Annotated in this window: 19 protein-coding genes; 14 read left to right on the top strand and 5 right to left on the bottom strand. The window is 43.3% G+C overall.

What is annotated here, in order from left to right; translation table 11 throughout:
• Positions 1 to 2: 2 nt before the first annotated feature.
• The 4 genes from murD (at position 3) to ftsZ (ending at position 4660) form a co-directional block, all read left to right on the top strand.
• A complete protein-coding gene (murD, locus tag PG840_RS06665) occupies positions 3 to 1364 on the top strand; it encodes a UDP-N-acetylmuramoyl-L-alanine--D-glutamate ligase (RefSeq protein WP_055157375.1) in 1362 nt (453 codons plus the stop codon).
• Positions 1365 to 1413: 49 nt separating this feature from the next.
• Positions 1414 to 2499: an FtsW/RodA/SpoVE family cell cycle protein gene (locus PG840_RS06660; protein ID WP_008371889.1), complete on the top strand. Its 1086-nt coding sequence runs from the start codon at positions 1414 to 1416 to the stop codon at positions 2497 to 2499.
• Between the two features lie 44 nt (positions 2500 to 2543).
• Entirely contained in the window at positions 2544 to 3302 is a 759-nt protein-coding gene (locus PG840_RS06655) for a cell division protein FtsQ/DivIB (protein WP_270613443.1), read from the top strand.
• Positions 3303 to 3451: 149 nt separating this feature from the next.
• On the top strand, positions 3452 to 4660 hold the full coding sequence (gene ftsZ, locus PG840_RS06650; RefSeq protein WP_022220760.1) for a cell division protein FtsZ: 1209 nt from the start codon (positions 3452 to 3454) through the stop codon (positions 4658 to 4660).
• Positions 4661 to 4714: 54 nt separating this feature from the next.
• Here the strand turns inward: ftsZ and sigE are convergent, their stop codons facing one another.
• From sigE to PG840_RS06635, 3 genes are all read right to left on the bottom strand, one after another.
• Positions 4715 to 5458 (bottom strand): RNA polymerase sporulation sigma factor SigE, encoded by a 744-nt coding sequence (gene sigE / locus PG840_RS06645; RefSeq protein WP_008371883.1) that lies wholly within the window; start codon positions 5456 to 5458, stop codon positions 4715 to 4717.
• Between the two features lie 10 nt (positions 5459 to 5468).
• Positions 5469 to 6260 carry a sigma-E processing peptidase SpoIIGA gene (locus PG840_RS06640; RefSeq protein WP_008371882.1) on the bottom strand — a complete coding sequence of 264 codons (792 nt, stop codon included), beginning with the start codon at positions 6258 to 6260 and terminating at the stop codon, positions 5469 to 5471.
• A gap of 222 nt (positions 6261 to 6482) precedes the next feature.
• Positions 6483 to 8102: an MBL fold metallo-hydrolase RNA specificity domain-containing protein gene (locus tag PG840_RS06635; protein ID WP_270613442.1), complete on the bottom strand. Its 1620-nt coding sequence runs from the start codon at positions 8100 to 8102 to the stop codon at positions 6483 to 6485.
• 217 nt (positions 8103 to 8319) lie between these two features.
• On the opposite strand from PG840_RS06635, the gene sigG reads away from it, so the two are divergent.
• From sigG to PG840_RS06620, 3 genes are all read left to right on the top strand, one after another.
• Positions 8320 to 9102 (top strand): RNA polymerase sporulation sigma factor SigG, encoded by a 783-nt coding sequence (gene sigG, locus PG840_RS06630; protein ID WP_022220759.1) that lies wholly within the window; start codon positions 8320 to 8322, stop codon positions 9100 to 9102.
• 78 nt (positions 9103 to 9180) lie between these two features.
• Entirely contained in the window at positions 9181 to 9831 is a 651-nt protein-coding gene (locus PG840_RS06625; protein ID WP_117555718.1) for an HAD family hydrolase, read from the top strand.
• A 49-nt stretch (positions 9832 to 9880) separates the two neighbouring features.
• Positions 9881 to 10144 carry a glyoxalase gene (locus PG840_RS06620; RefSeq protein ID WP_270613441.1) on the top strand — a complete coding sequence of 88 codons (264 nt, stop codon included), beginning with the start codon at positions 9881 to 9883 and terminating at the stop codon, positions 10142 to 10144.
• Between the two features lie 22 nt (positions 10145 to 10166).
• Here PG840_RS06620 and PG840_RS06615 read toward each other — a convergent pair whose 3' ends face one another.
• A complete protein-coding gene (locus PG840_RS06615) occupies positions 10167 to 10598 on the bottom strand; it encodes an FMN-binding protein (RefSeq protein ID WP_055296800.1) in 432 nt (143 codons plus the stop codon).
• Positions 10599 to 10749: 151 nt separating this feature from the next.
• Between PG840_RS06615 and pth the strand changes: the two genes are divergently transcribed.
• From pth to PG840_RS06590, 5 genes are all read left to right on the top strand, one after another.
• The gene (gene pth / locus PG840_RS06610) at positions 10750 to 11325 is read left to right on the top strand and encodes an aminoacyl-tRNA hydrolase (RefSeq protein WP_055296798.1); all 576 of its coding nucleotides are present in this window, start codon (positions 10750 to 10752) and stop codon (positions 11323 to 11325) included.
• A 16-nt stretch (positions 11326 to 11341) separates the two neighbouring features.
• Complete coding sequence (gene mfd / locus PG840_RS06605) at positions 11342 to 14692, top strand: transcription-repair coupling factor (RefSeq protein WP_055296796.1); 3351 nt, start codon at positions 11342 to 11344, stop codon at positions 14690 to 14692.
• A 113-nt stretch (positions 14693 to 14805) separates the two neighbouring features.
• A complete protein-coding gene (locus PG840_RS06600) occupies positions 14806 to 15849 on the top strand; it encodes a peptidylprolyl isomerase (protein WP_055246496.1) in 1044 nt (347 codons plus the stop codon).
• Positions 15850 to 15895: 46 nt separating this feature from the next.
• On the top strand, positions 15896 to 16606 hold the full coding sequence (locus tag PG840_RS06595; protein ID WP_270613440.1) for a hypothetical protein: 711 nt from the start codon (positions 15896 to 15898) through the stop codon (positions 16604 to 16606).
• A 151-nt stretch (positions 16607 to 16757) separates the two neighbouring features.
• Positions 16758 to 17591 (top strand): PHP domain-containing protein, encoded by an 834-nt coding sequence (locus tag PG840_RS06590; RefSeq protein ID WP_117555728.1) that lies wholly within the window; start codon positions 16758 to 16760, stop codon positions 17589 to 17591.
• A 105-nt stretch (positions 17592 to 17696) separates the two neighbouring features.
• Here PG840_RS06590 and PG840_RS06585 read toward each other — a convergent pair whose 3' ends face one another.
• Positions 17697 to 18593 carry a putative ABC transporter permease gene (locus PG840_RS06585; RefSeq protein WP_270613439.1) on the bottom strand — a complete coding sequence of 299 codons (897 nt, stop codon included), beginning with the start codon at positions 18591 to 18593 and terminating at the stop codon, positions 17697 to 17699.
• Between the two features lie 123 nt (positions 18594 to 18716).
• Between PG840_RS06585 and glgX the strand changes: the two genes are divergently transcribed.
• Positions 18717 to 20801: a glycogen debranching protein GlgX gene (gene glgX / locus PG840_RS06580; RefSeq protein WP_270613438.1), complete on the top strand. Its 2085-nt coding sequence runs from the start codon at positions 18717 to 18719 to the stop codon at positions 20799 to 20801.
• 96 nt (positions 20802 to 20897) lie between these two features.
• Complete coding sequence (locus PG840_RS06575; protein ID WP_270613437.1) at positions 20898 to 23216, top strand: VaFE repeat-containing surface-anchored protein; 2319 nt, start codon at positions 20898 to 20900, stop codon at positions 23214 to 23216.
• Positions 23217 to 23272 lie beyond the last annotated feature (56 nt).

Below are 23272 nucleotides of genomic sequence, written 5' to 3'. Positions count from 1 at the left end.
GAATGGATTTACAAGGAAAGAAAGTGTTGGTATTCGGTGCGGGGATCAGTGGGATCGGATCCTGCGGATTACTGGAAAAAGAAGGGGCAGAGGTAATTCTGTATGATGGAAATGATAAAAAAGATGCCGAGGCAATGAAAGCACAGCTTGGTGAGGGAAGCAAAGTCCGCGTTGTTCTCGGAGCTTTTCCGGAAGAGGAGATGGAAAGTCTTGATCTGGTTGTAATGAGTCCGGGGGTGCCGACTGATCTGCCGGTTGTTCTGGCTATGAAAGAAAAAGGAATTCCTGTCTGGGGCGAGATTGAGCTCGCCTATGTATGCGGAAAAGGAGATGTGCTTGGAATTACCGGAACCAATGGGAAAACGACAACAACCTCTCTTTTAGGCGAGATTATGAAAAATGCCCGTGACAGCGTTTTTGTTGTGGGAAATATCGGTACACCATATACGAATGCCGCAGCAGATACCAGAGAAGATTCTGTGATCGTGGCAGAGCTCTCAAGCTTCCAGCTGGAGAGTATTCATACCTTCCATCCAAAGGTAAGTGCAGTTCTTAATATCACACCGGATCATCTGAACCGCCATCATACGATGGAAGCATATATTCGTGCAAAGATGAATATTGCGAAGAATCAGACACCAGAAGATATCTGCGTTCTCAATTATGAAGATGAAGAGACAAGAAAGATGGCAGATGAATTTCAGGCAAGTGTTCTATTTTTCAGCAGTAAGCATAAACTGGAACAGGGCATTTATCTTGACGGAGAAGACATTGTATACAAACCGGAAAAGGAGAAAGAAGGAACGGTCATCTGTAAGACCGGCGAATTACAGATCCTTGGCGTCCACAATTATGAGAATGTTATGGCAGCGGTTGCAATGGCAGCAGCTTACGGTGTAGATCTGGATGTGATCCGTAAGTCTGTACTTGCATTTAAGGGGGTTGAGCATCGTATTGAATATGTGGCAGAGAAGAACGGGGTTGTCTATTACAATGACTCTAAAGGAACGAATCCGGATGCGGCGATCAAGGGAATCCAGGCAATGAACCGCCCGACGATCCTGATCGGTGGTGGATATGATAAACAGTCCGATTTCCATGAATGGATCCAGAGCTTTGATGGAAAAGTCCGCTATCTGGTACTGATCGGTGCTACAAAAGAGCAGATTCAGAAAGAAGCAGCAGAGTGCGGATTTCATGACTGTATTTTAAAAGATACTTTCGAAGAAGCACTCGATACCTGTGTGGAGCTTGCAAGACCCGGAGATGCAGTTCTGCTGTCACCGGCATGTGCAAGCTGGGGAATGTTCCCGAACTATGAAGTGCGTGGGGAAGAATTCAAAAAATACGTGAATGCATTATAAAAGAAATAAAATAATTTCATATAATCTGTATCAAAGGGCGTGAAACAAAGTGGAGGAAAAAGGGAAAAAGGGGCGTATGGATTACACGCTTCTGTTGATTGTTGTTCTCCTGGTTGTGATCGGACTGGTGATCTTATACAGTACCAGTGCATATAACGGGCAGGTGAAATTTCATGATTCCTTTTACTATCTGAAAAAGCAGGCGTTTGCGACGGTGCTTGGAATTGTACTGATGCTGTTCGTGGCAGGGATGGATTACCACATTTGGCAGAGACTGGCAGTATTTGGTTATCTGGCAGCAGTTGCACTTTCGGTTGCGGTCATGTTGTTTGGCAGAGAAATTAACGGGTCCAAAAGATGGTTAGCTTTGGGCCCGTTTTCTTTTCAGCCATCAGAATTTGCGAAAGTTGCACTGATTCTTTTTCTGGCGGATCTTGTGACGAAGAACGTAAAAACAATCGGAAAAATGTGGACACTTTGCAGGATCATGTTCTGGATCCTTCCAATCGTGGGACTTGTGGGAGCGAGTAATTTAAGCACGGCGATCATTATTCTGGGAATCGGTGTGATCCTGATCTTTGTTGCAAGTCCGAAGTATGCGCAATTTGCCTTGATGGGAATCGCAGGCGCCTGCTTTATGGGGATTTTTCTTGCCCTTGAAAGCTATCGGCTGGAACGGCTTGCTATCTGGAGAAATCCGGAAAAATATGAAAAGGGTTATCAGACCTTGCAGGGGCTTTACGCGATTGGATCCGGAGGAGTATTCGGAGTCGGGATCGGAAACAGTGTACAGAAGCTGGGATTTGTACCTGAGGCACAGAATGATATGATCTTTTCAATTATTTGTGAAGAGCTTGGACTCGCAGGTGCTGGGATTATCGTTTTTCTGTTTTTGCTTCTGATCTGGCGCTTTTTCCTGATCGCATCCGGAAGCAGGGATCTTTTTGGTGCGCTGATCGCGACCGGAGCGATGGCACATATGATGATTCAGGTTATTTTAAATATTGCAGTTGTGACGAACACAATTCCGAATACGGGGATTACACTTCCTTTTATCAGTTATGGAGGAACATCGGTGATGTTTCTTTTAATTGAAATGGGACTTGTGCTAAGTGTGTCACAAGTGGTAGACTAAACAGGAGATATACAAAAGACGGAAGGAGGAAGATGCCTGATGGGATGATACAGAAAGAAAGGAAAAAGAGAATCATAAAGCAGGCTGCCATGAAAGCCATTCTGGTCATTATTTTGGTTTGCATAGCTATGATTACGTTTCTTTTACTCTTTCAAGTGCGGAAAATCGAAGTATTAGGAAATCAGTATCTTAGCAGACAGGAGATTGCAGACTGGGTGCAGGATGATAATTGGTCTTCCAATTCTCTGTATGTGATGATCAGGAACCACCTGATGAATCACGAGCTGCTTCCGGCAATGGAAGAGGCAAATGTGACGATGAAGAATCCGTGGACTGTGAAGGTGACGATCAAAGAGAAGCGTGTGGCCGGTTATATCGTGTCAGGTGATGAATGTATTTATTTTGACAAGGATGGTATCGTACTTGCAAAGACAAAGGAGCTGTGGGATGGAATCCCGTGCATTGAAGGGCTGGAAGTAAAGAAAGTACAGCTTTACAAAGCACTTCCGGTCAGCAAGGCGAACAAAAAAGCATTTGGGAACCTTCTGGATATGACGATGACACTGAAAAAATGTGATCTCGCGCCGGATAAGATTGTTTGTTCTGGTTCAGATCTGTATCTTTTTTTTGGAAACAAATGTGTCAATGTCGGGCACACGAATCTGGAAGAACGGATCATGCAGATATCACCGATCCTTGAGAAGCTGGGAGATCAGGGAGGAACCCTGTATCTGGAAAATTTTAACACAGATAATATTACAATTACCTTCGAAAAAGATGTGATTCCGGACCTTGGAACATAATCTGTGTCAAGTGAATAAAAAAATAGGAAAATATACAAAATTCTATTGATATTTTTCGGAAAAAAATATATTATAGTCTTATGTATAACTAAGCGCATATTGACATTTAGGGTGTATAATATAATAAGGTGACGAAGGAGGAGAAACTCTTGTTAGAAATTAAAACAAATGAATCAGAAGCAGCAGCTAAAATAATTGTAGTCGGTGTAGGTGGCGGCGGAAACAATGCAGTCAACCGCATGATCGATGAACAGATTGCAGGTGTTGAATTTATCGCAATCAATACAGATAAACAGGCTCTTCAGTTATGTAAAGCTCCGACTCTTATGCAGATCGGAGACAAGCTTACAAAGGGTCTTGGTGCAGGGGCTAAACCGGAGATCGGTGAAAAAGCAGCTGAGGAAAGTGCCGAAGAGATCCAGTCAGCACTCAAGGGAGCTGATATGGTATTTGTTACCTGTGGTATGGGTGGCGGAACAGGAACAGGAGCAACTCCTGTTGTTGCGCGTATTGCCAAAGAGCAGGGAGCACTTACTGTTGGCGTTGTAACCAAGCCTTTCAAATTCGAATCCAAGACAAGAATGAACAACGCTCTTGCCGGAATCGAAAAATTAAAAGAAAATGTAGATACACTTATCGTTATCCCGAATGATAAGCTTCTTGAAATTGTAGACAGAAGAACAACTATGCCGGAAGCACTTAAGAAAGCTGATGAAGTTCTTCAGCAGGGTATCCAGGGTATCACAGACCTGATCAATGTACCTTCACTGATCAACCTTGACTTTGCCGATGTACAGACAGTTATGACAGATAAAGGAATTGCTCATATCGGTATCGGACAGGGCAAAGGTGATGACAAGGCTCTTGAAGCAGTTAAGCAGGCAGTTGCCAGCCCTCTGCTTGAGACAACCATCGCAGGTGCATCTCACGTTATCATCAACATTTCAGGTGACATCACACTTATGGATGCGAGTGATGCAGCAGAATATGTACAGGATCTTGCAGGTGAAGATGCAAACATCATCTTCGGTGCAATGTATGATGATTCCAAGTCAGATGAAGCAACTATCACAGTTATCGCAACAGGTCTTCACAATGTAGGTGGAACACAGAGCAAGCTTCAGTCAAGACTGGAACATAAAGCAGCTATGATGAACGGTGGATCTGGAATGGGAGCAAGCAATATTTCACGTCCACAGTTTAATCCGGGAGAATACAGCAATGTAGAAAGACCGGTATACGGAGGCAGACCGGTACAGCAGCAGACTACACAGGTACCACCGCTTCAGAGTGCAAGAACTCCACAGAGCAAGGTGAAAGAGCAGTCTATCAAGATTCCGGATTTCTTCAAGAAATAAGAATGAAATAACAGGGAAGCAGTAAGAAATTACTGTTTCCCTGTTTTTTATAGTTTACTGTTCATAGCGTACCATTTCGCGTCGCAGTCTCTGCATAATTTTCTTTTCAAGTCTTGATATGTAAGACTGGGAGATCCCAAGAAGATCGGCCACTTCTTTCTGCGTTTTTTCTTCCCCGTCGGGGGTTCCGAGTCCGAATCGCATCTGCACGATTACCCGTTCCCTGTTTGAAAGCCGTCCGATGGCTTTCCCAAGAAGTTTGTGTTCTGCTTCGGTTTCCATATCACGATAAATAGTATCTTCTTCAGTTCCAAGAATATCGGAGAGAAGAAGCTCATTTCCATCCCAGTCAACATTGAGCGGTTCATCGATGGAGACCTCCAGTTTGGTCTTGTTATTCCGGCGCAGATACATGAGGATCTCGTTTTCAATACAACGGGAGGCATAGGTGGCAAGTTTGATATTTTTCTCTGGATTGAAGGTATTGATTGCTTTGATCAGTCCAATTGTGCCGATGGAGATCAGGTCTTCTACGCCTACACCGGTATTGTCAAATTTTTTCGCTATATATACAACCAGACGCAGGTTATGTTCAATAAGAAGCTTTTTTCCTTCTTCATCCTGCCCGCCTCCGAGAAGGGAAATGGCATGACCTTCTTCTTCACTGCTAAGTGGGAGCGGCAGGATATCTGTCCCTCCTATGTAATGGATTTCCTGCTTTTCCGGGAAGAAAACACTGCGGAAAGAGGGAATCATTTTCAATTTAAAACAATCTGAAACAGCAACTTTTATCATCATTATAATCCTCCTAACAATCTTCAGGATGCAATAGCATTTCATATTTTCCGTTTCCAAAATTCTTCTGTTCGGAAATACCGATCAGTGGAGATTGGATCAAAAATTCAGATTCTCCTGTTATTCTCATTTTCTTGACAGAAAAAACAGGAAGAATACTGGTCGTCTTCTGTATAGTCCGGTACGGGATGTACCGGAGTCTTCCAGGTGAGATTTGGGAAGAAATCTTCTGACAGGCGTCTTTGCTGATAATATGAACCGGCTTTCCGGTCAGTGGATCAGAAAGATGATTACCACTGTCCAGAAAGGCTTTCAGATGAAAATCTTTTCCATTTACAGTTAAAATCACATCAAAACTATGATCTTGTGATTTCCATAGTTTCTTTAGAAACAAAAGTCCATGATATAAAAGAAAAAAACCACAGATGCCAAGGGTGAAAAGAAAAGATATGATCCGGAAAAATTTTCCAAAATAAAGACGGAGCCAACTCATGATACCTCCAAGAAGAAAGCTTGCAAGATAGAGCAGAATCCATGCTTTGAAAAAAACGGGAAATGTCCGGATTTTCAATCCGATCACTGTCATACAGGAATTTACCAGGAAAAACAGCAGGATATAGCGGGTCCATACCGGGCATGGAAAAAATAAAATGGCACAGGTCAGTAGTGAACCGGTAAAGGAACCGGCAAGAAGACTTCCATAAGTGGCAGAACATGGAAATACTTTTTTTACTGCCAGAAGAATCAGAAAATCCATCATCATATTTTCCAGAAACAATACATCCAGATATACTTCATACTGCATAGTCTTATCCTTCTTTCTCTTTAGCTGCTAAATAGATTTGGTACTTAAGCATGCTTTATTATAGAAAAGATGTGTTTCAGATTTTGTCAGAAGATGGAAAAAACAGAATAATTTTATTCGACATGCTGAAATGCTGGATTTTTTTAAAGAATTGTCGAAAAAGACAGGAAAAGACCGGCGTTCCATGTCGGAAGCCGGTCTCTGGAAAGATAAGATCGGTATTTATCTGTCGTCACGATCCCATTTGTCAGCAAGATTCTGGATCTGTGACTCGAATTTTGCAAGATCTTTGTTTGCAAGACCTTCATTTTTAAGCACAACATCCATGAGGTGTTTGGCTGCCGCAACCACGCGGTTGAATGAAGTAAGAGCACGTGCTTTGGCCGGCTTTTCAACTGCTTTTTTCGGAAGCCTGATACCTTCAGAAAGGATGGTATCGGTTGCGAGATCAACACAGCCTCCGGAGTATGGTGCAAATGCCGGAATGCCGAAACGGTCTGTGATGGCAGCAGCGAAAGAATCTGTAACCGTATCCTCTCCATGTACAACAAAGATGTGGGATGGTTTTTCTTTGAATCCATCAATCCAGTTCAGAAGACCATTCATATCGGCATGTCCGCTGATCCCTGCAAGGACTTCAATACGGGCATTAACCTCTACATTTTCGCCAAAGAGCCGGACTGATTCCGGTTTGCTTTCGACAAGCTTGCGGCCAAGAGTGCCAACTGCCTGATAGCCTACGAAGAGGATCGTGCATTCTTTTCTCCAGAGGTTGTGTTTCAGATGATGGCGGATACGGCCGGCTTCACACATTCCGGAAGCAGAGATGATTACTTTTGGTTTGTCATTGAAGTTGATCATTTTAGATTCTTCACTGGTGATCGTGGTTTTCAGTCCCTGGAAAAGAAGAGGGTTGATTCCTTTACTTATCAGAGCCATTGCATCCTCATCAAAGCAGGACTGTACATTTTTCTGGAAAACGTTGGTTGCTTCGATCGCCAGAGGACTGTCTACATAAACTTCAAAATTCTGATATTCCGGCAAAAGATTATTTTCTTTGATCTCACGGATAAAGTATAAAAGCTCCTGGGTTCTTCCTACTGCGAAAGATGGAATGACTACATTTCCACCTTTGGCAAAGGTTTCGCGCAGGACTCTGGTAAGATCCTTAATATAATCCGGTTTTACAGTAGAATGGACCCGGTTTCCGTAGGTGGATTCGATGACAAGATAATCGGCTGCATCCACATGCTGCGGATCTTTGATGATCGGCTGGTCAATATTTCCGACATCTCCGGAAAATACGATTTTTTTGCTTACACCGCCTTCTGTGATCCAGACTTCAATGCAGGAAGAACCAAGCAGATGACCGACATCTGTGAAGCGGAGTTCGATTCCTTCACAGAGCTGGATCGTCTGGTTATAATCGATCGGCGCAAGAAGTGCAACTGCATTCATGGCGTCCTGTACAGTATAAAGTGGTTCGTAAAGCGGAGCACCGGAACGAAGTGCCTTCCGGTTTCGCCATTCTGCTTCGGATTCCTGGATATGTGCACTGTCACGGAGCATAATGCTGCACAGATCAGAGGTGGCGAATGTACAGATGATTTCTCCTTTAAAACCATTTTTTACAAGCAGAGGAATCTTGCCAGAATGGTCAATGTGTGCATGCGTTAAGAGGATATAGTCGATCATGGAAGGATTGATCGGGATTTCCTGATTCTCATACAGATCAGGTCCTTGTTCCAGTCCACAGTCTATTAGAATATGTTTTCCGCATGCTTCAAGATAATGGCAGCTTCCAGTTACTTCATGGGCGGCACCGATAAAAGTAAGTTTCATATACTCAACCCCTTTGCGTAAAAATTATTTTAGTATATTATACTATAATTTAAAGAAAAATGATAGAAAATCAGACAATATTACTAAGATGTATATTCTTTCAGAAGAGTGCGAAAAAAGTCAAGGAGCGATATTTTTAATATTTTAGTGGGAATCGAATAAATAAAAACAGTTTTGAGAAAAATTTATACCAGTAAAGATTTGGAGGTTTATTGAGATGGTACTTAATAAAGTAGAAATCTGTGGTGTAAATACAGCAAAGCTTCCCCTGCTTAGCGACGGGGAAAAAGAGGTGCTTTTTGAGAAGATCAAAGCGGGGGATGAGGAGGCAAAAGAACAGTATATCAAAGGAAATCTGCGTCTGGTACTCAGTGTGATCAAACGCTTTTCGGGAAGCAGTGAAAATCCGGATGATCTGTTTCAGATCGGGTGCATCGGACTGATCAAGGCAATCAATAATTTCAATCCGGAACTGGAAGTAAAATTTTCAACTTATGCGGTACCGATGATCATTGGAGAAATCCGGCGGTTCATCCGGGACAATAATTCGATCCGTGTTAGCAGGTCACTTCGTGATACGGCATATAAAGCCATTTACGCGAAAGAAAATTATGTCAAAGTAAACCAGAAAGAACCTACTGTTCAGGAAATTGCAGAGGAAATCGGGATCGCAAAGGAAGAGATCGTCTATGCGCTGGATGCGATCCAGATGCCGGTCAGCTTAAATGAGCCGGTATATAATGACAATGGAGATGCTATGTATGTGATGGACCAGATCAGTGACAAAAGGAACAAAGAAGACAGATGGGTGGAGAAACTGTCTCTTCAGGCGGCAATGGACCGACTCGGAAAAAGGGAGAAGTATATTATCAGACTTCGTTTTTTTGAAGGAAAAACGCAGATGGAGGTAGCAGAAGAAATCGGAATCTCACAGGCACAGGTAAGCCGCCTGGAAAAGAATGCACTCAGGGCTATGCGACAATATCTGCGAAGTGAATAGAAAAATAGAGATTTCCAGTTGAAATTTGTCAAGGTTCATACTATTATAATCATAGAACAGAAGAACAGGAGAACAGCAATGTATAAAGCGTGTATTTTTGACTTGGATGGAACTTTGACAAATACGCTGGATTCGCTGACTTATTCAACGAATAAGACGTTAGAAGAAATGGGACTTGAGACGATTACCAAAGATCAGTGCCGAAGCTTCGTTGGGGATGGAGCCAGATGCCTTATGGAACGTGCACTTCGTGCGTCCGGAGACACAGAGCTTAAGAGGATTGAAGAAGGTATGGAAGTGTACAGCAGAATCTTTGGAGAAAATTGTATGTACCATGTACGTCCTTATGATGGCGTTGTTCAGATGTTAGATTCACTGAAGAAGAAGGGAATAAAGATTGCAGTATTTTCCAACAAACCACATTTGCAGGCGATCGATGTAGTGGAAAGTACATTTGGAAAAGGATATTTTGACCATATTCAGGGGCAGTCGGGTGAATTTCCGAAGAAACCGGATCCGGAAGGACTTCTGTGGATACTTGATAAATTAGGGGTATCGCCGGAAGAAGGAATATACATAGGAGACTCGGATGTAGATATGAAGACAGGGAAGGCTGCCGGTATGTTTACAGTCGGAGCAGAATGGGGATTCCGGACCAAAGAACTTCTTGTGGAGACAGGAGCAGATGCAACAATTGCACATGCTGAAGAATTGCTTAACTATTTATAGTTCAGATGAGAAAATTTTTCTGTGAGAAAGATAAGGGAGGGTTGCCTGTATGTATGAGTATGATGAAGAATGTCTGCAGACATTCCTGAATATGCAGTCACAGCTTTTTGATGAGCCGGTTGCAGAGACACTGGAAGAGGCAGAAGCGTTTTTGGAAGACTGTATGGCGGTTGTTGTAGATTCTATCAAGGATGTGAGAGATTATCTGGATGAAAGCGGAGCGGACATCAATGGTATGAGTGATGAAGAGCTGGAAGAGGCTTCAGAAGTATTCGCACTTCCGAACGGACAGTATCTGATCGTGGAAGGTTAATAAAAGGAAAAGAGCTGCGGCATCAGTTGGTTGCCGCAGCTTTTTTGAGCGCATCACGGATGGCGTTGAGAAGAAGCTGAGAAGTATAGGGACTGTCACTTGAAAGCGTAAGATGATCAAGGGACTGGGATTTACAGATCTGGTCAGCCAGATTCTCAAGAGATGGCTGAAGAAGAGGATACATGGCAGTTACCGTCTCACTTAGATTGGAAATGCGGATGGAATTGATAGAGGTGTCAGAGACAGAAACTTCCACTTCCAGATCTTCATTTCCGAGTGTAAAAGAAGAGGTATAAACGCCGGGAGTATATTTTTTGTCGGATACAGAGGAATGCCGGTCTCCGGAGAACATAAAGAATAAAAGGCAGAGGATGAGAATACCTAAAGTGGCAAAAATAACAGTATAGATAATTTCTTTCATGTGAAGTACGATGATTTTTGTTTTGGAATTCATAAAGAACCTCCTTAGGCAGTATGGAATTTCGGCAGGTTATGCCGCTTAATAAACTATATGAAAAGAAAAAATAGTTTATGCATGAGAAATGCGTGACAAAAGAGAAAGGATTTAGTAGAATCAGGAAAGAGAAAAAGCAGAGGTGAATAGAATGTTTATAATTGCAGGACTTGGAAACCCGGATGAAAAGTATCAGGGGACAAGACATAATGTTGGATTTGATGTGGTGGACCGCCTGGCGGAGAAATACCAGATAGCAGTCGATACTAAAAAACACCGTGCCCTCATCGGAAAAGGAGTGATCGAGGGACAGAAAGTGCTTCTTGTGAAGCCGCAGACTTATATGAACCTGAGTGGAGAGAGTATCCGTAGTCTGGTGGAATATTACAAGATCGATCCGGAAGAAGAACTTCTTGTAATTTATGATGATATCAGTCTGGAAGTCGGACAACTCAGGATCCGCAGAAAAGGAAGTGCCGGTGGACATAACGGAATCAAAAATATCATTGCCAATCTTGGAACCAGTGTGTTTCCACGGATCAAGGTAGGTGTGGGAGAAAAACCGAAAGGATATGATCTTGCTGATTATGTTCTTGGAAAATTTTCCAAAGAGGACCGTGTACTTATGGAAGAAGGATATGATCTTGCCTGTGAAGCTTCTGCTCTGATCTTGCAGGGAGCAATCGATCAGGCAATGAACGAATATAACCAGAAAAAGAAAGAATAAGAGGAGGCAAAAAGCGATGCATGCACTTACGGCTCCTTTATCTGAACTGGCAGAGATTGAAGAAATCTATGAAGAGCGTGGACGGGAACCGGGCATGCTGCTTCTTTCCGGGTGTGTGACATCACAGAAAACGCATTTGATGTATGCGCTTGGAAAAGATTATGGGCATACATTGATCGTTCTTTCCAGTGAAGATAAAGCAAAAAAATTATACGAAGAATATCGTTTTTTAAATGAAAATACCAGCTATTATCCGGCAAAGGATCTCCTTTTTTATCAGGCAGATATCCACGGAAAACAGCTGGTCAAACAGCGGATGGAAACCTTGCAGATGATGATGGAGGCAAAAAGCCAGGTTACGGTCATTACAACGATTGACGGATTCATGGATGAACTGCCATCGGAAGCAGAAATAAAAGGGGACATTCTGACCATTTCCAATGGGGAGGCGCTGGAATTTGAATCGCTGAAGGAGAAGATCATAAAACTTGGATATGACAGGGAAGCCCAGGTGGATGGTCCGGGGCAGTTTGCAGTTCGTGGTGGGATCATTGATATTTACCCACTTACCGAGGAATTGCCGATCCGTATTGAATTCTGGGGAGATGAAGTGGATTCAATACGGACTTTTGACGTGGACAGCCAGAGATCTGTAGAGAATCTGGAACAGATCGTTATTTATCCGGCAGATGACAGACTGGGAAGTGACCGGAAAGTTTCTTTTATCAACTACTTTGATCCGAAGGACACCCTGGTGTTCCTGGATGAACCAGCAAGGCTTCTGGAAAAAGGGCGTCTGGCAGAAAATGAAGTGGAAAAAGCGAGAGAGAACCGTGCAGAAGAAATGGAAAGGACCGGGGAAATGGAAGAAGCTCCGGAATTTTTTACGACTGATGAAATTATAAAATTTCTGAACAAATTCTGTATGATCGGGATGTGTGCTCTGGAAATGAAATGTAAGCCATTTTTTGTGAAAAAGCGGTTTGGGATCCAGGCAAAAAGCGTTAACCCGTATAACAGCAGCTTTGAGATGCTGACACAGGATCTCAAAAGACTGAAAAGGAACGGATACCGGGCGGTTCTGATTTCTGGGTCCAGAACAAGGGCAAAACGTCTGGCAGAGGATCTACGTGATTATGATCTGAGCAGTTTTTACAGTGAGGATCAGGAACGTGAAGTGAATCCAGGGGAGATCATGGTATGCTACGGGCATATAGAAGTCGGATACGAGTACCCGATGATTAAATTTATTGTCATATCTGAGTCAGATATTTTTGGAAAGACAAAGAAGAAAAAGAAACGAAAAAGTTATGATGGACAGAAAATAAGCAGCTTTTCGGATCTGAAACCGGGAGACTATGTAGTGCATGAGAATCATGGACTTGGAATCTACCGGGGAATTGAAAAGATAGAAGTTGATAAGGTGACAAAGGATTATATGAAGATTTCGTATGCTGATGGTGGAAATCTTTATATTCTTGCCACACAGCTTGACCAGATCCAGAAGTATGCCAGTGCAGATGCTAAAAAGCCGAAACTTAACAAACTTGGAGGACAGGAATGGCATCGCACGAAGAGCAAGGTAAAGACAGCAGTCTGGCAGATTGCCAAAGATCTGGTGGAACTCTATGCAGTACGGCAGTCCAAAGAAGGATTTGTCTATGAAAAGGACACGGTCTGGCAGAAAGAATTTGAAGAAATGTTTCCGTTTGAGGAAACGGAGGATCAACAACTTGCAATCGAGGCAACAAAACGGGATATGGAAAGTCCAAAGATCATGGACCGTCTGATCTGTGGGGATGTGGGATTTGGAAAGACAGAGATTGCAATCCGGGCAGCATTCAAGGCAGTGCAGGAGAACAAGCAGGTTGTCTATCTGGTCCCTACTACGATTCTTGCACAGCAGCATTACAACACTTTTGTGCAACGGATGAAAGAATTTCCGGTAAGGGTGGATCTGTTATGCCGTTTCCGCACACCTGCACAACAGAAAAAAACGATCGAAGATTTGAAAAAGGGACAGGTTGATATCATCATCGGAACCCACCGGGTATTGAGTAAGGATGTGGCATTTAAAGATCTGGGACTTCTGATCATTGATGAGGAACAGCGTTTTGGAGTACAGCATAAAGAAAAGATCAAAAAGCTGAAGGAAAATATTGATGTTCTGACACTTACGGCAACACCGATTCCCCGAACGCTTCATATGAGTCTGATCGGAATCCGTGACATGAGTGTGCTGGAAGAAGCACCAGTTGACCGGATGCCGATCCAGACCTATGTGATGGAGGAGAATGATGAGATGGTCCGGGAGGCAATCGAAAGAGAAATTTCCCGCCAGGGACAGGTGTACTATGTCTATAACCGTGTCCAGGATATAGCTGAAATGGCAGCGAAGATCCAGAAACTTGTGCCGGATGCAAATGTGGCATATGCACACGGGCAGATGCGGGAACACAAGTTAGAAGATATTATGTACGATTTCATCAATGGAGAAATTGATGTTCTGGTATCGACGACGATCATCGAGACCGGTCTTGACATTTCCAATGCCAATACCATGATCATCCATGATGCAGATCGGATGGGGCTCTCCCAGCTTTATCAGTTACGTGGAAGAGTTGGAAGATCGAACCGTATGGCATATGCATTTCTTTTGTACAGAAGAGACAAAATGCTCCGGGAGGTTGCAGAAAAACGTCTTTCGGCAATTCGTGAGTTTACAGATCTTGGCTCTGGTGTAAAAATCGCCATGCGGGATCTGGAAATCCGTGGGGCAGGAAACCTGCTTGGGGAGGAACAGCATGGACATATGGATGCAGTGGGATACGATCTTTACTGTAAGATGTTAAGTGAGGCAGTCCGTCACCTGAAGGGAGAGATCCCGGAAGAAACCTATGCGACAACCGTGGATCTGAATATTGATGCTTATATTCCGGCATCTTATATTCCGAATGAGTATCAGAAACTGGATATCTATAAACGGATCGCAGCAATTGAGACAGAAGAAGAACAGGAAGATATGCTAGAAGAACTGATTGACCGTTTCGGCGATCCGCCACGCAAGGTGCAGCAGCTTCTGATGATCGCGCAGCTGAAGGCGAAAGCACATGCGGCTTATGTGATTTCGGTAGAGCAAAAAGGCGATGAATACAAATTTACCATGTATGAGAAGGCAAGGGTAAATGTAGCAAAGATTCCGGAACTGCTGGCAAAATATAAGGGAGAACTGACATTTAAGACAGATGCAGAAAATCCATATTTTATTTATTGTAAACTTCGGAAAAATAAAAAAGAAAAAGCAGAGCAGATTCTTGAAAATGCAGGAAAAATTGTCGAAGATATACAGGGACTTGTCGAAGAATAATGTGTATTTTTTATGAAAAAGATTGCCAGTAAGGTAAAAAAAAGATATACTATACGAGTGCATAGTGAAGAAGTGTGTACAATGGAGAGAAGATCAAGGAGGAAATTTTATAAATGAAAAAAAGAGTGGTTGCCTGTATACTGGCAGTTGCCTGCATTGCATCTTTAAACGGATGTGGAAGCAAGTTTAACGGACAGGATACAGTGGTAGAAGTCGGAGATGAGAAAGTGACTGCAGATGTGGCGAACTTTTTTGCAAGATATCAGCAGGCGCAGTTTGAAACAACATATAGCAGTTATCTGGGAGATAATTTTTGGGGAAAAGAAGTTACAGACGGAAAGACTTATGAAGAGAATTATAAGGATTCAATCATGGATTCTCTGGAAGAAATGTATGTTCTGGATGAGCACAAGGATGATTATAAAGTTTCGCTAAGTGATGATGAGGAAAAAAGCATCGAGGATGCTGCGAAGAAATTTACTGACAGCAATGACAGTGCTGCAAAAGATACAGTATCGGGCGATGAAAAGACGGTAAAGAAAGTACTGGAACTTCTGACACTTCAGAAGAAGATGGAAACTGCCATGACTGCGGATGTAGATACGAATGTATCCGATGAGGAAGCAGCACAGAAGAAAATGCAGTATGTGCTGTTCTCTACAAAGACAACGGGCAGTGATGGAAAATCGACAGATATGTCAGATGACGAAAAAGCAGAAGTGAAAAAGAAAGCAGAAGATTTCCAGAAAGATGCGGCTTCGGCAGAAGATTTTTCTGTATTTGCAACAGCAGTAGGTGCATCAGCCACCGATCTGACATTTGACTCGGATACGACATCGCCAAACGAAGATCTGATCAAAGCTGCTGATAAGTTAAAAGAAGGCGAAGTAACAGACGTGATCGAAGCAGACAATGGCTATTATGTTGCAAAAGTAGTCAGCCTTCTTGACCGTGATGCAACGGATACCAAGAAAGAGTCCATTGTATCACAGAGAAAGAGTGACCAGTATCAGTCAATTTGTAAGAAATGGAAAAAGAAAACGGATATTAAAGTACATAAAAAAGTATGGAATACGATCAGTTTTGCTGATCAGGGCGTAACGGTTAAGAGCACGACCGAAGATACAGATACATCTTCAGACTCTTCATCAAAATAAGCGTCTGACTTAACAACAGGAAAGTACGACAGGAGGAGAGATTAGGATGGAATCAATAGGTATAGTATTGAAGGATATCATGGGAAACAGTGCGGTATTTATAGCAGGAAAAGAAGCCGTGATTGTTTCGGCGGTATCAATTGTTATATCAGTTTTCATTGGAATTTTAGGTTTGAAGCTGATCCGTGTCTGGAATGCAGTGATTGGATTTGTTGCAGGGGCATTGCTTGGATTTGCCGTGACATATCTTATGGGACTGGAAGCTGTTCCGGTACTGATCGCAGCCGGAGTTGCGGGTTTGGTTTTTGCAATACTGAACAGTGTATTTAAGAAATTCGGAGCTTTCTGGGTATGCTTTCTGGGAATGGCTGGCACAGTACTTGCGATTACAAATGCGGGAAACTGGATCATGCTGGCAGTCTGCGGAGCAGTCGGACTGATTTTCGCAATCCTTGCGATGATCTGGTTTGAACCGTTTGTGATTATTGCGACGGCATTAGCAGGCGGTTTTGGAGCAGGAATGATGATCTATGATCTGGCAGGTCTGAAAAATGTGATTTTCATGTGGATCATTTCGATTGTGATTACATTTATCGGAATCGTGATCCAGTTTATCATGAAGTCAAGTGAGATCAACAAGAAGCAGGTTCGAAGAGCAAATGCGATCAAGAAAGAAACATCAAAAGAAGAAGAAATAGAGATGGCAAGAACCATGCTGATCGATCTGGATGATGATGATGACGAGGATGAAGAATAGATAAGATGGATGAGAGGATGTATCAGAATGTGATACATCCTTTTTTGTATCTGATCAGGAATGGCTGGAAGAAACCGGTATTTCTTGCAGCGTTATAAAAAAAGAGGTATAATAAAATAGTATCAACGATATAAGATCTGGAGATGAAAATATGAAGATAGATATGCATTGTCATGTAAGAGAAGGATCAATTGACAGCAAAGTGCCGATTGAAGAATTTATTAAAAAGCTGCAGTCTAAAGGCATTGGCGGAATGCTGGTTACAGATCATGACACCTATAATGGATATCGGCACTGGAAGAATACGATCAAAGGGAGAAAATACAAAGATTTTGTCGTATTGAAAGGAATAGAGTATGATACACTGGATGCGGGACACATTCTGATCATTATGCCACAGGGAGTAAAGATGCGCCTTCTGGAGCTGAGAGGGCTTCCGCTTTCGCTGCTGATTGATTTTGTGCATCACAATGGAGGAATCTGTGGACCGGCACATCCGTGTGGGGAAAAGTATCTGAGTTTTACGAATACGAAAAGATGGCAGAAATCTCCGGAGTTGATTGAAAAATTTGATTTTATAGAGACTTTCAATGCATGTGAGCCGCCACAGTCCAATGAAGGGGCGAAGTATCTTGCTGAAAAATATGGAAAACCGGGAACCGGAGGAAGTGATGCGCATAAGCTGGACTGCGTCGGCATGGGGTATACGGAATTTCCGGTACGGATTGAGACAGAGCTGGATCTGATCCGGCAGATCAGGGAAAAAGGAGAGATCCAGTCCGGTGGGGAGTATTACACGAAGACGACAAAAGACAAAATTGGAAAATTCAATAAACTTCTGATCTTTTCTTTCTGGTTTTATAACCGGGGTGGTGCACTTCTGAAAAAGCACACACGCAAAAAGAAGATCAATAAAGAACAGCCACTTGATGCAATCGATCCAATCGAGATTCCGTATCTGGACAAGATCAAGAGGAAACATTAGTGAGTGGTAAAATTTACTTTTGACACTCACATCATAATTTTAAAGATAAAAAATCCATCTGATTTCTTTTTTTAAAAGAAAACCAGATGGATTTTTTACAGCCTGTTATTTTTTGAGAGACATTTCCTTCAGTTTGTTTCTAAGATCTTCAAAGGATTCTTTGTAGTTGCGGCTCTGCATTTTCGGGAAAGCTTTCATGATACGCTTCTGCATATGAGAAGTTGCTTTGACATTTTCCAGGTAGCTTCTGCGAAGAAGAGTAATCCGTTCTTTTACTTCGTCAGAAACATCGACAAGGGTGTCTGAAATTGCTTCCTGTTTTTCGGAAATAGCAGATTTAAATTCTTCCTGCTTCTCAGATACAGTATCTTTGAACTCTTCCTGTTTTTCCATAGCTGTAATGGTACGCTTGTAGATTGATTCACCAAGCTTGTCGGAAATCTGATGAAGTTCGTCTGCAATGGTCTGCATTTTTTCAAGACGTTTGTTGAGCTTAAGGATACCGGATGCTGTTACATAGAGATCGGCAAGTCCGGCAATCACCAGAATACATACAAGAATGATACCGACAAGGAAAGGAATGTGTGAGAGCAGTGTGTCAATCAGTGGATGGAATACATCTACGATGAAAACACAGAACACTCCCCAGATCAGAGAAAACAAAAGGCACACATATCCATTCAGATTGAGCGGCATATTAGAATAATCCCACCATTTGTTATGGAAAACCTTTTCGAGAATGAACCCGGTCAGCCATTCGATTGCAGTAACAAGAATAGCACTTCCGAGATATAGCAGGAGCAGGTTGGAACGAAGCGGTGTCAGAAAATGAATGACTGCAACCACGCCGAAACCGTATACCGGACAGATCGGGCCATTTAAGAATCCACGGTTGACAAAACGACGTTCTTTAAAAGCGGCAAACGCAACTTCTGTACACCAGCCTAAAAAGGCATATATAAAGAAGCACTGAAATAAATAATATAGATGCTGTGCAGTCATAAAAAACCTCCTTGAGTCTGCTGCAAAAAAATATGTAATCCTTTATATTATATACAGAAAGGAAAGATGTGTAAACGGAAAAATGTGCTATACTGAAAACATGACATGGAAGGAGCTGGTAAAATGCTGGAAGAAATGATGCCAAGATGGGTTCCGACAGAAAATGTAAATGGATTTGAAATCTGTCCCGGACTGTATCGTGATGAGGGTGCGACTGCATTTCAGTCGGCAGTTAATTTTACAGTGCATTCAAAAGGGGCTGTGACATGTGAACTTCTTCTGTTTCACAGAAAGGAACCGGAACCTTATGCGGTGATCCCATTCCCGGAAAACTGCCGGATCGGGGATGTATTTTCCATGATGGTATTCGGACTGGATATTGAAGAATTTGAATATGCGTACAGGCTGGACGGACCGTGGAAACCAAAGGAAGGTCTGCTGTTTGATAAAAAGCATATTTTACTGGATCCGTATGCAAAGGCAGTTACCGGACAGAGTGTATGGGGAAAAGCACTAAATACAGGGGGATATCGTGCCAGAGTAGTCCGGAATAATTTCTTCTGGGGCAGTGAAAAGCCGGATAAGATCCCGATGGAAAAACTGATCATCTATGAGATGCATGTCAGGGGATTCACGAAGATGGACAAAAGTGTCCGTCATCCTGGAACCTTTGCCGGAATCAAAGAAAAAATTCCTTATCTGAAAACACTGGGGATTAATGCGGTGGAGCTAATGCCGATCTTTGAATTTGATGAACTGCAGGGGAGCCGTGAGGTTGATGGAAAGAAACTGATTGATTACTGGGGGTATAATACAGTCAGCTTTTTTGCGCCGAATACGAGCTATGCAGCATCAACGGAATACAACCGGGAAGGAGTAGAATTAAAAGAACTGATCCGGGAACTGCATGATAACCAGATTGAAGTAATCCTGGATGTGGTGTTTAACCATACGGCAGAAGGAAATGAATGCGGACCGTTTATTTCGTTTAAAGGATTTGACAATCAGATTTATTATATGTTGACACCCGATGGAAAATATTATAATTTCAGTGGCTGTGGAAATACTGTGAATTGTAATCATCCGGTGGTGATCAAAATGATCCAGGATTGTCTGCGATATTGGGTTGCAGAGTACCGGGTGGACGGCTTCCGGTTTGATCTTGCCTCAATCCTGGGAAGAAATGAGGATGGGTCACCGATGGAAAATCCACCACTCGTAAAGAATCTTGCCTATGATTCGCTGCTTGCAGATACAAAGCTGATCGCGGAGGCGTGGGATGCCGGCGGACTTTATCAGGTCGGAAGTTTTCCGGCATTCCGCAGATGGTCAGAATGGAACGGAAGATACCGGGATGACGTGCGGGAATATTTAAAAGGGGGACTTTGGGCAGCAGGAGCAGCGCTTCAGAGAATTGCCGGCTCTCCGGACATTTATGATACCAGAATCCGCGGAAAACATGCTTCTGTGAATTTCCTGACCTGCCATGATGGATTTACCCTGTATGATCTTTATTCGTATAACCAGAAGCATAATGAGGCTAATGGATGGGGAAATCTTGATGGAAGTGACGATAACCGGAGCTGGAACTGTGGGGCAGAGGGGGACACTGATCAGGTGATGGTTGTTGAACTGCGCCACCGGATGATGAAAAATGCTTTTGCGGTCCTGCTTTGCAGCAGAGGGACACCGATGTTCCTTGCAGGTGATGAGTTTGGCAATACTCAGTTCGGGAATAATAATGCCTACTGTCAGGATAACGAGATTTCTTGGCTGGACTGGAGAAGAAAAGAAAAGTTTCAGGATGTATTTGATTTTTGTGCTTATATGACGGCATTTCGGAAACGGCATCCGTCGATCACAGGAGATGCAGGGGCGAGTAGTCTTGGATTTCCGGAGATCAGCTTTCACGGTGAAGTGCCGTGGAAACTGGATTTTTCCAGACCGGAGATCCGGACGGCGGCAGTCATGTTTGCCGGATATGATAACAAAATGGCAAAAGAAGACTGTGTGTATCTTCTGATGAATCCATACTGGGAAGGTGTCTGGGTAGAACTTCCACAACTTCCGGGCGGATATAGTTGGCATGTGGCGGCAAATACTGGAGATAAAAAGCAGGAAATTTATCAGAATCCGGTACGGATTTCGGAGGAAAGAATTCTTGTGGGACCGAGAAGTGTGATCGTTCTGGAGGCAGATCAACAATAAAATACTATTGACAAGCGGGTACTCTTCCTTTATAGTAAGGGTACTCGTCTTTTATATTCTCTTTTCTGACCTGAAAAGGCAGAAGGAGAAACTTTTATGAAATATATGAAGAATCATTTTGCCGGAATACTAAGTGTGATTCTGGCGGTAGTATCATTGTCGGGCAGCAGTATGCCTGTCGTATCTGCAAACTCAGCAGAGAGAATCGCAAAGAAAGAAACGATTGTAAAACTTGATGAAAAATTAGGAGCAGAGCCGGGAAAAGTGCTTGAGGAGTTAAAAAACCACGAAAAGGACGGTTATTATCTGGGAACGCCTTACAGCGGATATCCTCTGACAGCAGAGAACTGCATGCGTCCGAACGGAGCCTACGGTGGAAATGGGGCAATGAACTGTACCGGGTTTGTCGCTTATGTTCTGGAAAAATGTGGAGCGGATCTGTCAGGAATTGACAAAGGAAGTCTCCGTGGCGGCAAGGTCAATGCGAGCAACTGGTTTCATTGGATGACAGACAATGCCGTGGAATCCTATCATTACAACACCATTGAGGAGCTGCTTGCGGGCGGAAAAGCGCAAAAAGGAGATGTGATCTATTTTGAGCCGGTTTCCTGGGAGGAAGAAGATGCAGACTGCCATATCGGATTTTTCTGGGGAGATAATAGCAACGATAACCGGTTCTGGCATTCGGCATCTATCCCGTCGAGTGGCAATCAGATTTCACAGCTTGTGGCAAAATCCAGATCAACGATATATCTTTTTAAGACAACCCATAACGGAAGCCTGGAGATCATGAAGAGCTCTGCAAGGTCAGAGATTACGGCTGATAATCAGCTCTACTCACTGGAAGGGGCAGAGTATACCGTCTGTAAAAGTGGGACATCCGAGGCAGTCTGCGTAATCCGGACAGACAAGAAAGGATACGGGAAGGCAGAAAATCTGCCGGAGGGTTCCTATGACATCAAAGAGACTAAAGCACCGAAAGGTTATGTACTGGACACAAAGCTGCGGCAGATCACGGTGAATGCCGGACAGACCGTGACCTATGAGTGTCAGGATGAACCGGAAAAGACAAAGGTGGAAATCCTGATCCGGAAGCAGGATGCGGAAACAGGGAAAGGGCAGGCGCAGGCAGGACTTTCTCTTGCGGGAGCAGAATTTCATGTGGCATTTTTTGATAGCATTTTTGACAATCAAAATGAGATCGGTGTGAAGGTGCCGCTCAGGAGTTGGAAGCTGAAGTCGGATGCGGATGGTGTGGTCCGGATGGATGAGGCGCACCTGATCAGCGGGGATCCGTTTTTTGAAAATAACGAGCTTCCGCTTGGAACGATTACGGTATGGGAGATGCATGCGCCGGAAGGGTATCTGGTGGACACCGTTACACATTGTATCAGGACTGGAACGGAGCAAAATGGAAGCTATAAAGCCCTGAAAATATGGAATCCAGTGGAAATAAAGGAAAAGCTCATCCGTGGGGACTTAAAGCTGGTGAAAGCGGCAGATAAAACTTTGAAAAGACTGGCGGATATCCCATTTCGGATCACATCGCAGGCAACTGGGGAGAGCCATGTGATCCTGACGGATAAAAACGGGGAGGCTTCGACCGGTGCGTACTGGAATCCACATACCGTCAACACGAATGAGGGGAAGACAAGTGAAGATGGGATCTGGTTTGGGGAAGGAACTCCGGATAATACAAGAGGAGCGCTTCCTTACGGAACGTATCTGGTGGAAGAACTGTCTTGTAAAAATAATGAAGACCGGATGCTGATTCCTGCGTTTGAGGTGGAAGTAACAAAGGAAATGCGAGTAATTGATCTGGGGACACTGACAAATGATGAACATCCCGTACCGGAGATCGGGACAAGAGCATCTGACCGGGAAACGGGAACGCATAACGGGAAACGGACAGAACAGGTAACGGTCATAGATCAGGTAAAATGGAAAAATCTGGAGATTGGAAAAGAATATGTAGTTAAAGGCACATTAATGGATAAGGAGACCAAAAAGCCGGTTCTTCAGGATGGAAAAGAAGTGACCGCAGAGAAAAAGCTGATCCCGGATACAGATTTCGGAGAAATTCAGATGGAATTTACGTTTGATGCAACGAAGCTTAACGGAGAACAGGTTGTTGTATTTGAGAAAGTGTATCTGGAAGAGAAGCTGGTTGCAGTGCACGCAGATCTGGAGGACGAAGGACAGAGTGTAACCTATAAAAAGGAAAAGCCGGCAGAAGAGGAAAAACCGGAAAGTCCGGAAAAGCCAAAGGAAACTGAGAAAGCAAAGACGGTTGCAACAGGAGATGGATCTTATGTAAAGATTCTGGTATTTCTGATCGGCGTTATTCTGACCGGGGCACTGCTCCTGTGTTTTCTTCTGAGCCGGATGTGGGGACGAATGTGGAAACGCAGATAAGGATGGCATTGCACTTGAAAGGTTCTTATGCTATAATCGCTAAATAGGAAAATACT

Source organism: Coprococcus sp. AM97-35, assembly GCF_027697525.1.
GTDB lineage: Bacteria > Bacillota > Clostridia > Lachnospirales > Lachnospiraceae > Allocoprococcus > Allocoprococcus comes.
This window is presented reverse-complemented; position numbering and strand designations above follow the sequence as displayed.

Bases quoted from the DNA above. Each gene is read 5' to 3' on its own strand.
- murD (WP_055157375.1), top strand. From the start codon at position 3: ATGGATTTACAAGGAAAGAAAGTGTTGGTATTCGGTGCGGGGATCAGT.
- PG840_RS06655 (WP_270613443.1), top strand. From the start codon at position 2,544: ATGATACAGAAAGAAAGGAAAAAGAGAATCATAAAGCAGGCTGCCATG.
- sigE (WP_008371883.1), bottom strand. From the start codon at position 5,458: ATGATGATAAAAGTTGCTGTTTCAGATTGTTTTAAATTGAAAATGATT.
- PG840_RS06640 (WP_008371882.1), bottom strand. From the start codon at position 6,260: ATGCAGTATGAAGTATATCTGGATGTATTGTTTCTGGAAAATATGATG.
- PG840_RS06635 (WP_270613442.1), bottom strand. From the start codon at position 8,102: ATGAAACTTACTTTTATCGGTGCCGCCCATGAAGTAACTGGAAGCTGC.
- sigG (WP_022220759.1), top strand. From the start codon at position 8,320: ATGGTACTTAATAAAGTAGAAATCTGTGGTGTAAATACAGCAAAGCTT.
- PG840_RS06625 (WP_117555718.1), top strand. From the start codon at position 9,181: ATGTATAAAGCGTGTATTTTTGACTTGGATGGAACTTTGACAAATACG.
- PG840_RS06620 (WP_270613441.1), top strand. From the start codon at position 9,881: ATGTATGAGTATGATGAAGAATGTCTGCAGACATTCCTGAATATGCAG.
- PG840_RS06615 (WP_055296800.1), bottom strand. From the start codon at position 10,598: ATGAATTCCAAAACAAAAATCATCGTACTTCACATGAAAGAAATTATC.
- pth (WP_055296798.1), top strand. From the start codon at position 10,750: ATGTTTATAATTGCAGGACTTGGAAACCCGGATGAAAAGTATCAGGGG.
- mfd (WP_055296796.1), top strand. From the start codon at position 11,342: ATGCATGCACTTACGGCTCCTTTATCTGAACTGGCAGAGATTGAAGAA.
- PG840_RS06600 (WP_055246496.1), top strand. From the start codon at position 14,806: ATGAAAAAAAGAGTGGTTGCCTGTATACTGGCAGTTGCCTGCATTGCA.
- PG840_RS06595 (WP_270613440.1), top strand. From the start codon at position 15,896: ATGGAATCAATAGGTATAGTATTGAAGGATATCATGGGAAACAGTGCG.
- PG840_RS06590 (WP_117555728.1), top strand. From the start codon at position 16,758: ATGAAGATAGATATGCATTGTCATGTAAGAGAAGGATCAATTGACAGC.
- PG840_RS06585 (WP_270613439.1), bottom strand. From the start codon at position 18,593: ATGACTGCACAGCATCTATATTATTTATTTCAGTGCTTCTTTATATAT.
- glgX (WP_270613438.1), top strand. From the start codon at position 18,717: ATGCTGGAAGAAATGATGCCAAGATGGGTTCCGACAGAAAATGTAAAT.
- PG840_RS06575 (WP_270613437.1), top strand. From the start codon at position 20,898: ATGAAATATATGAAGAATCATTTTGCCGGAATACTAAGTGTGATTCTG.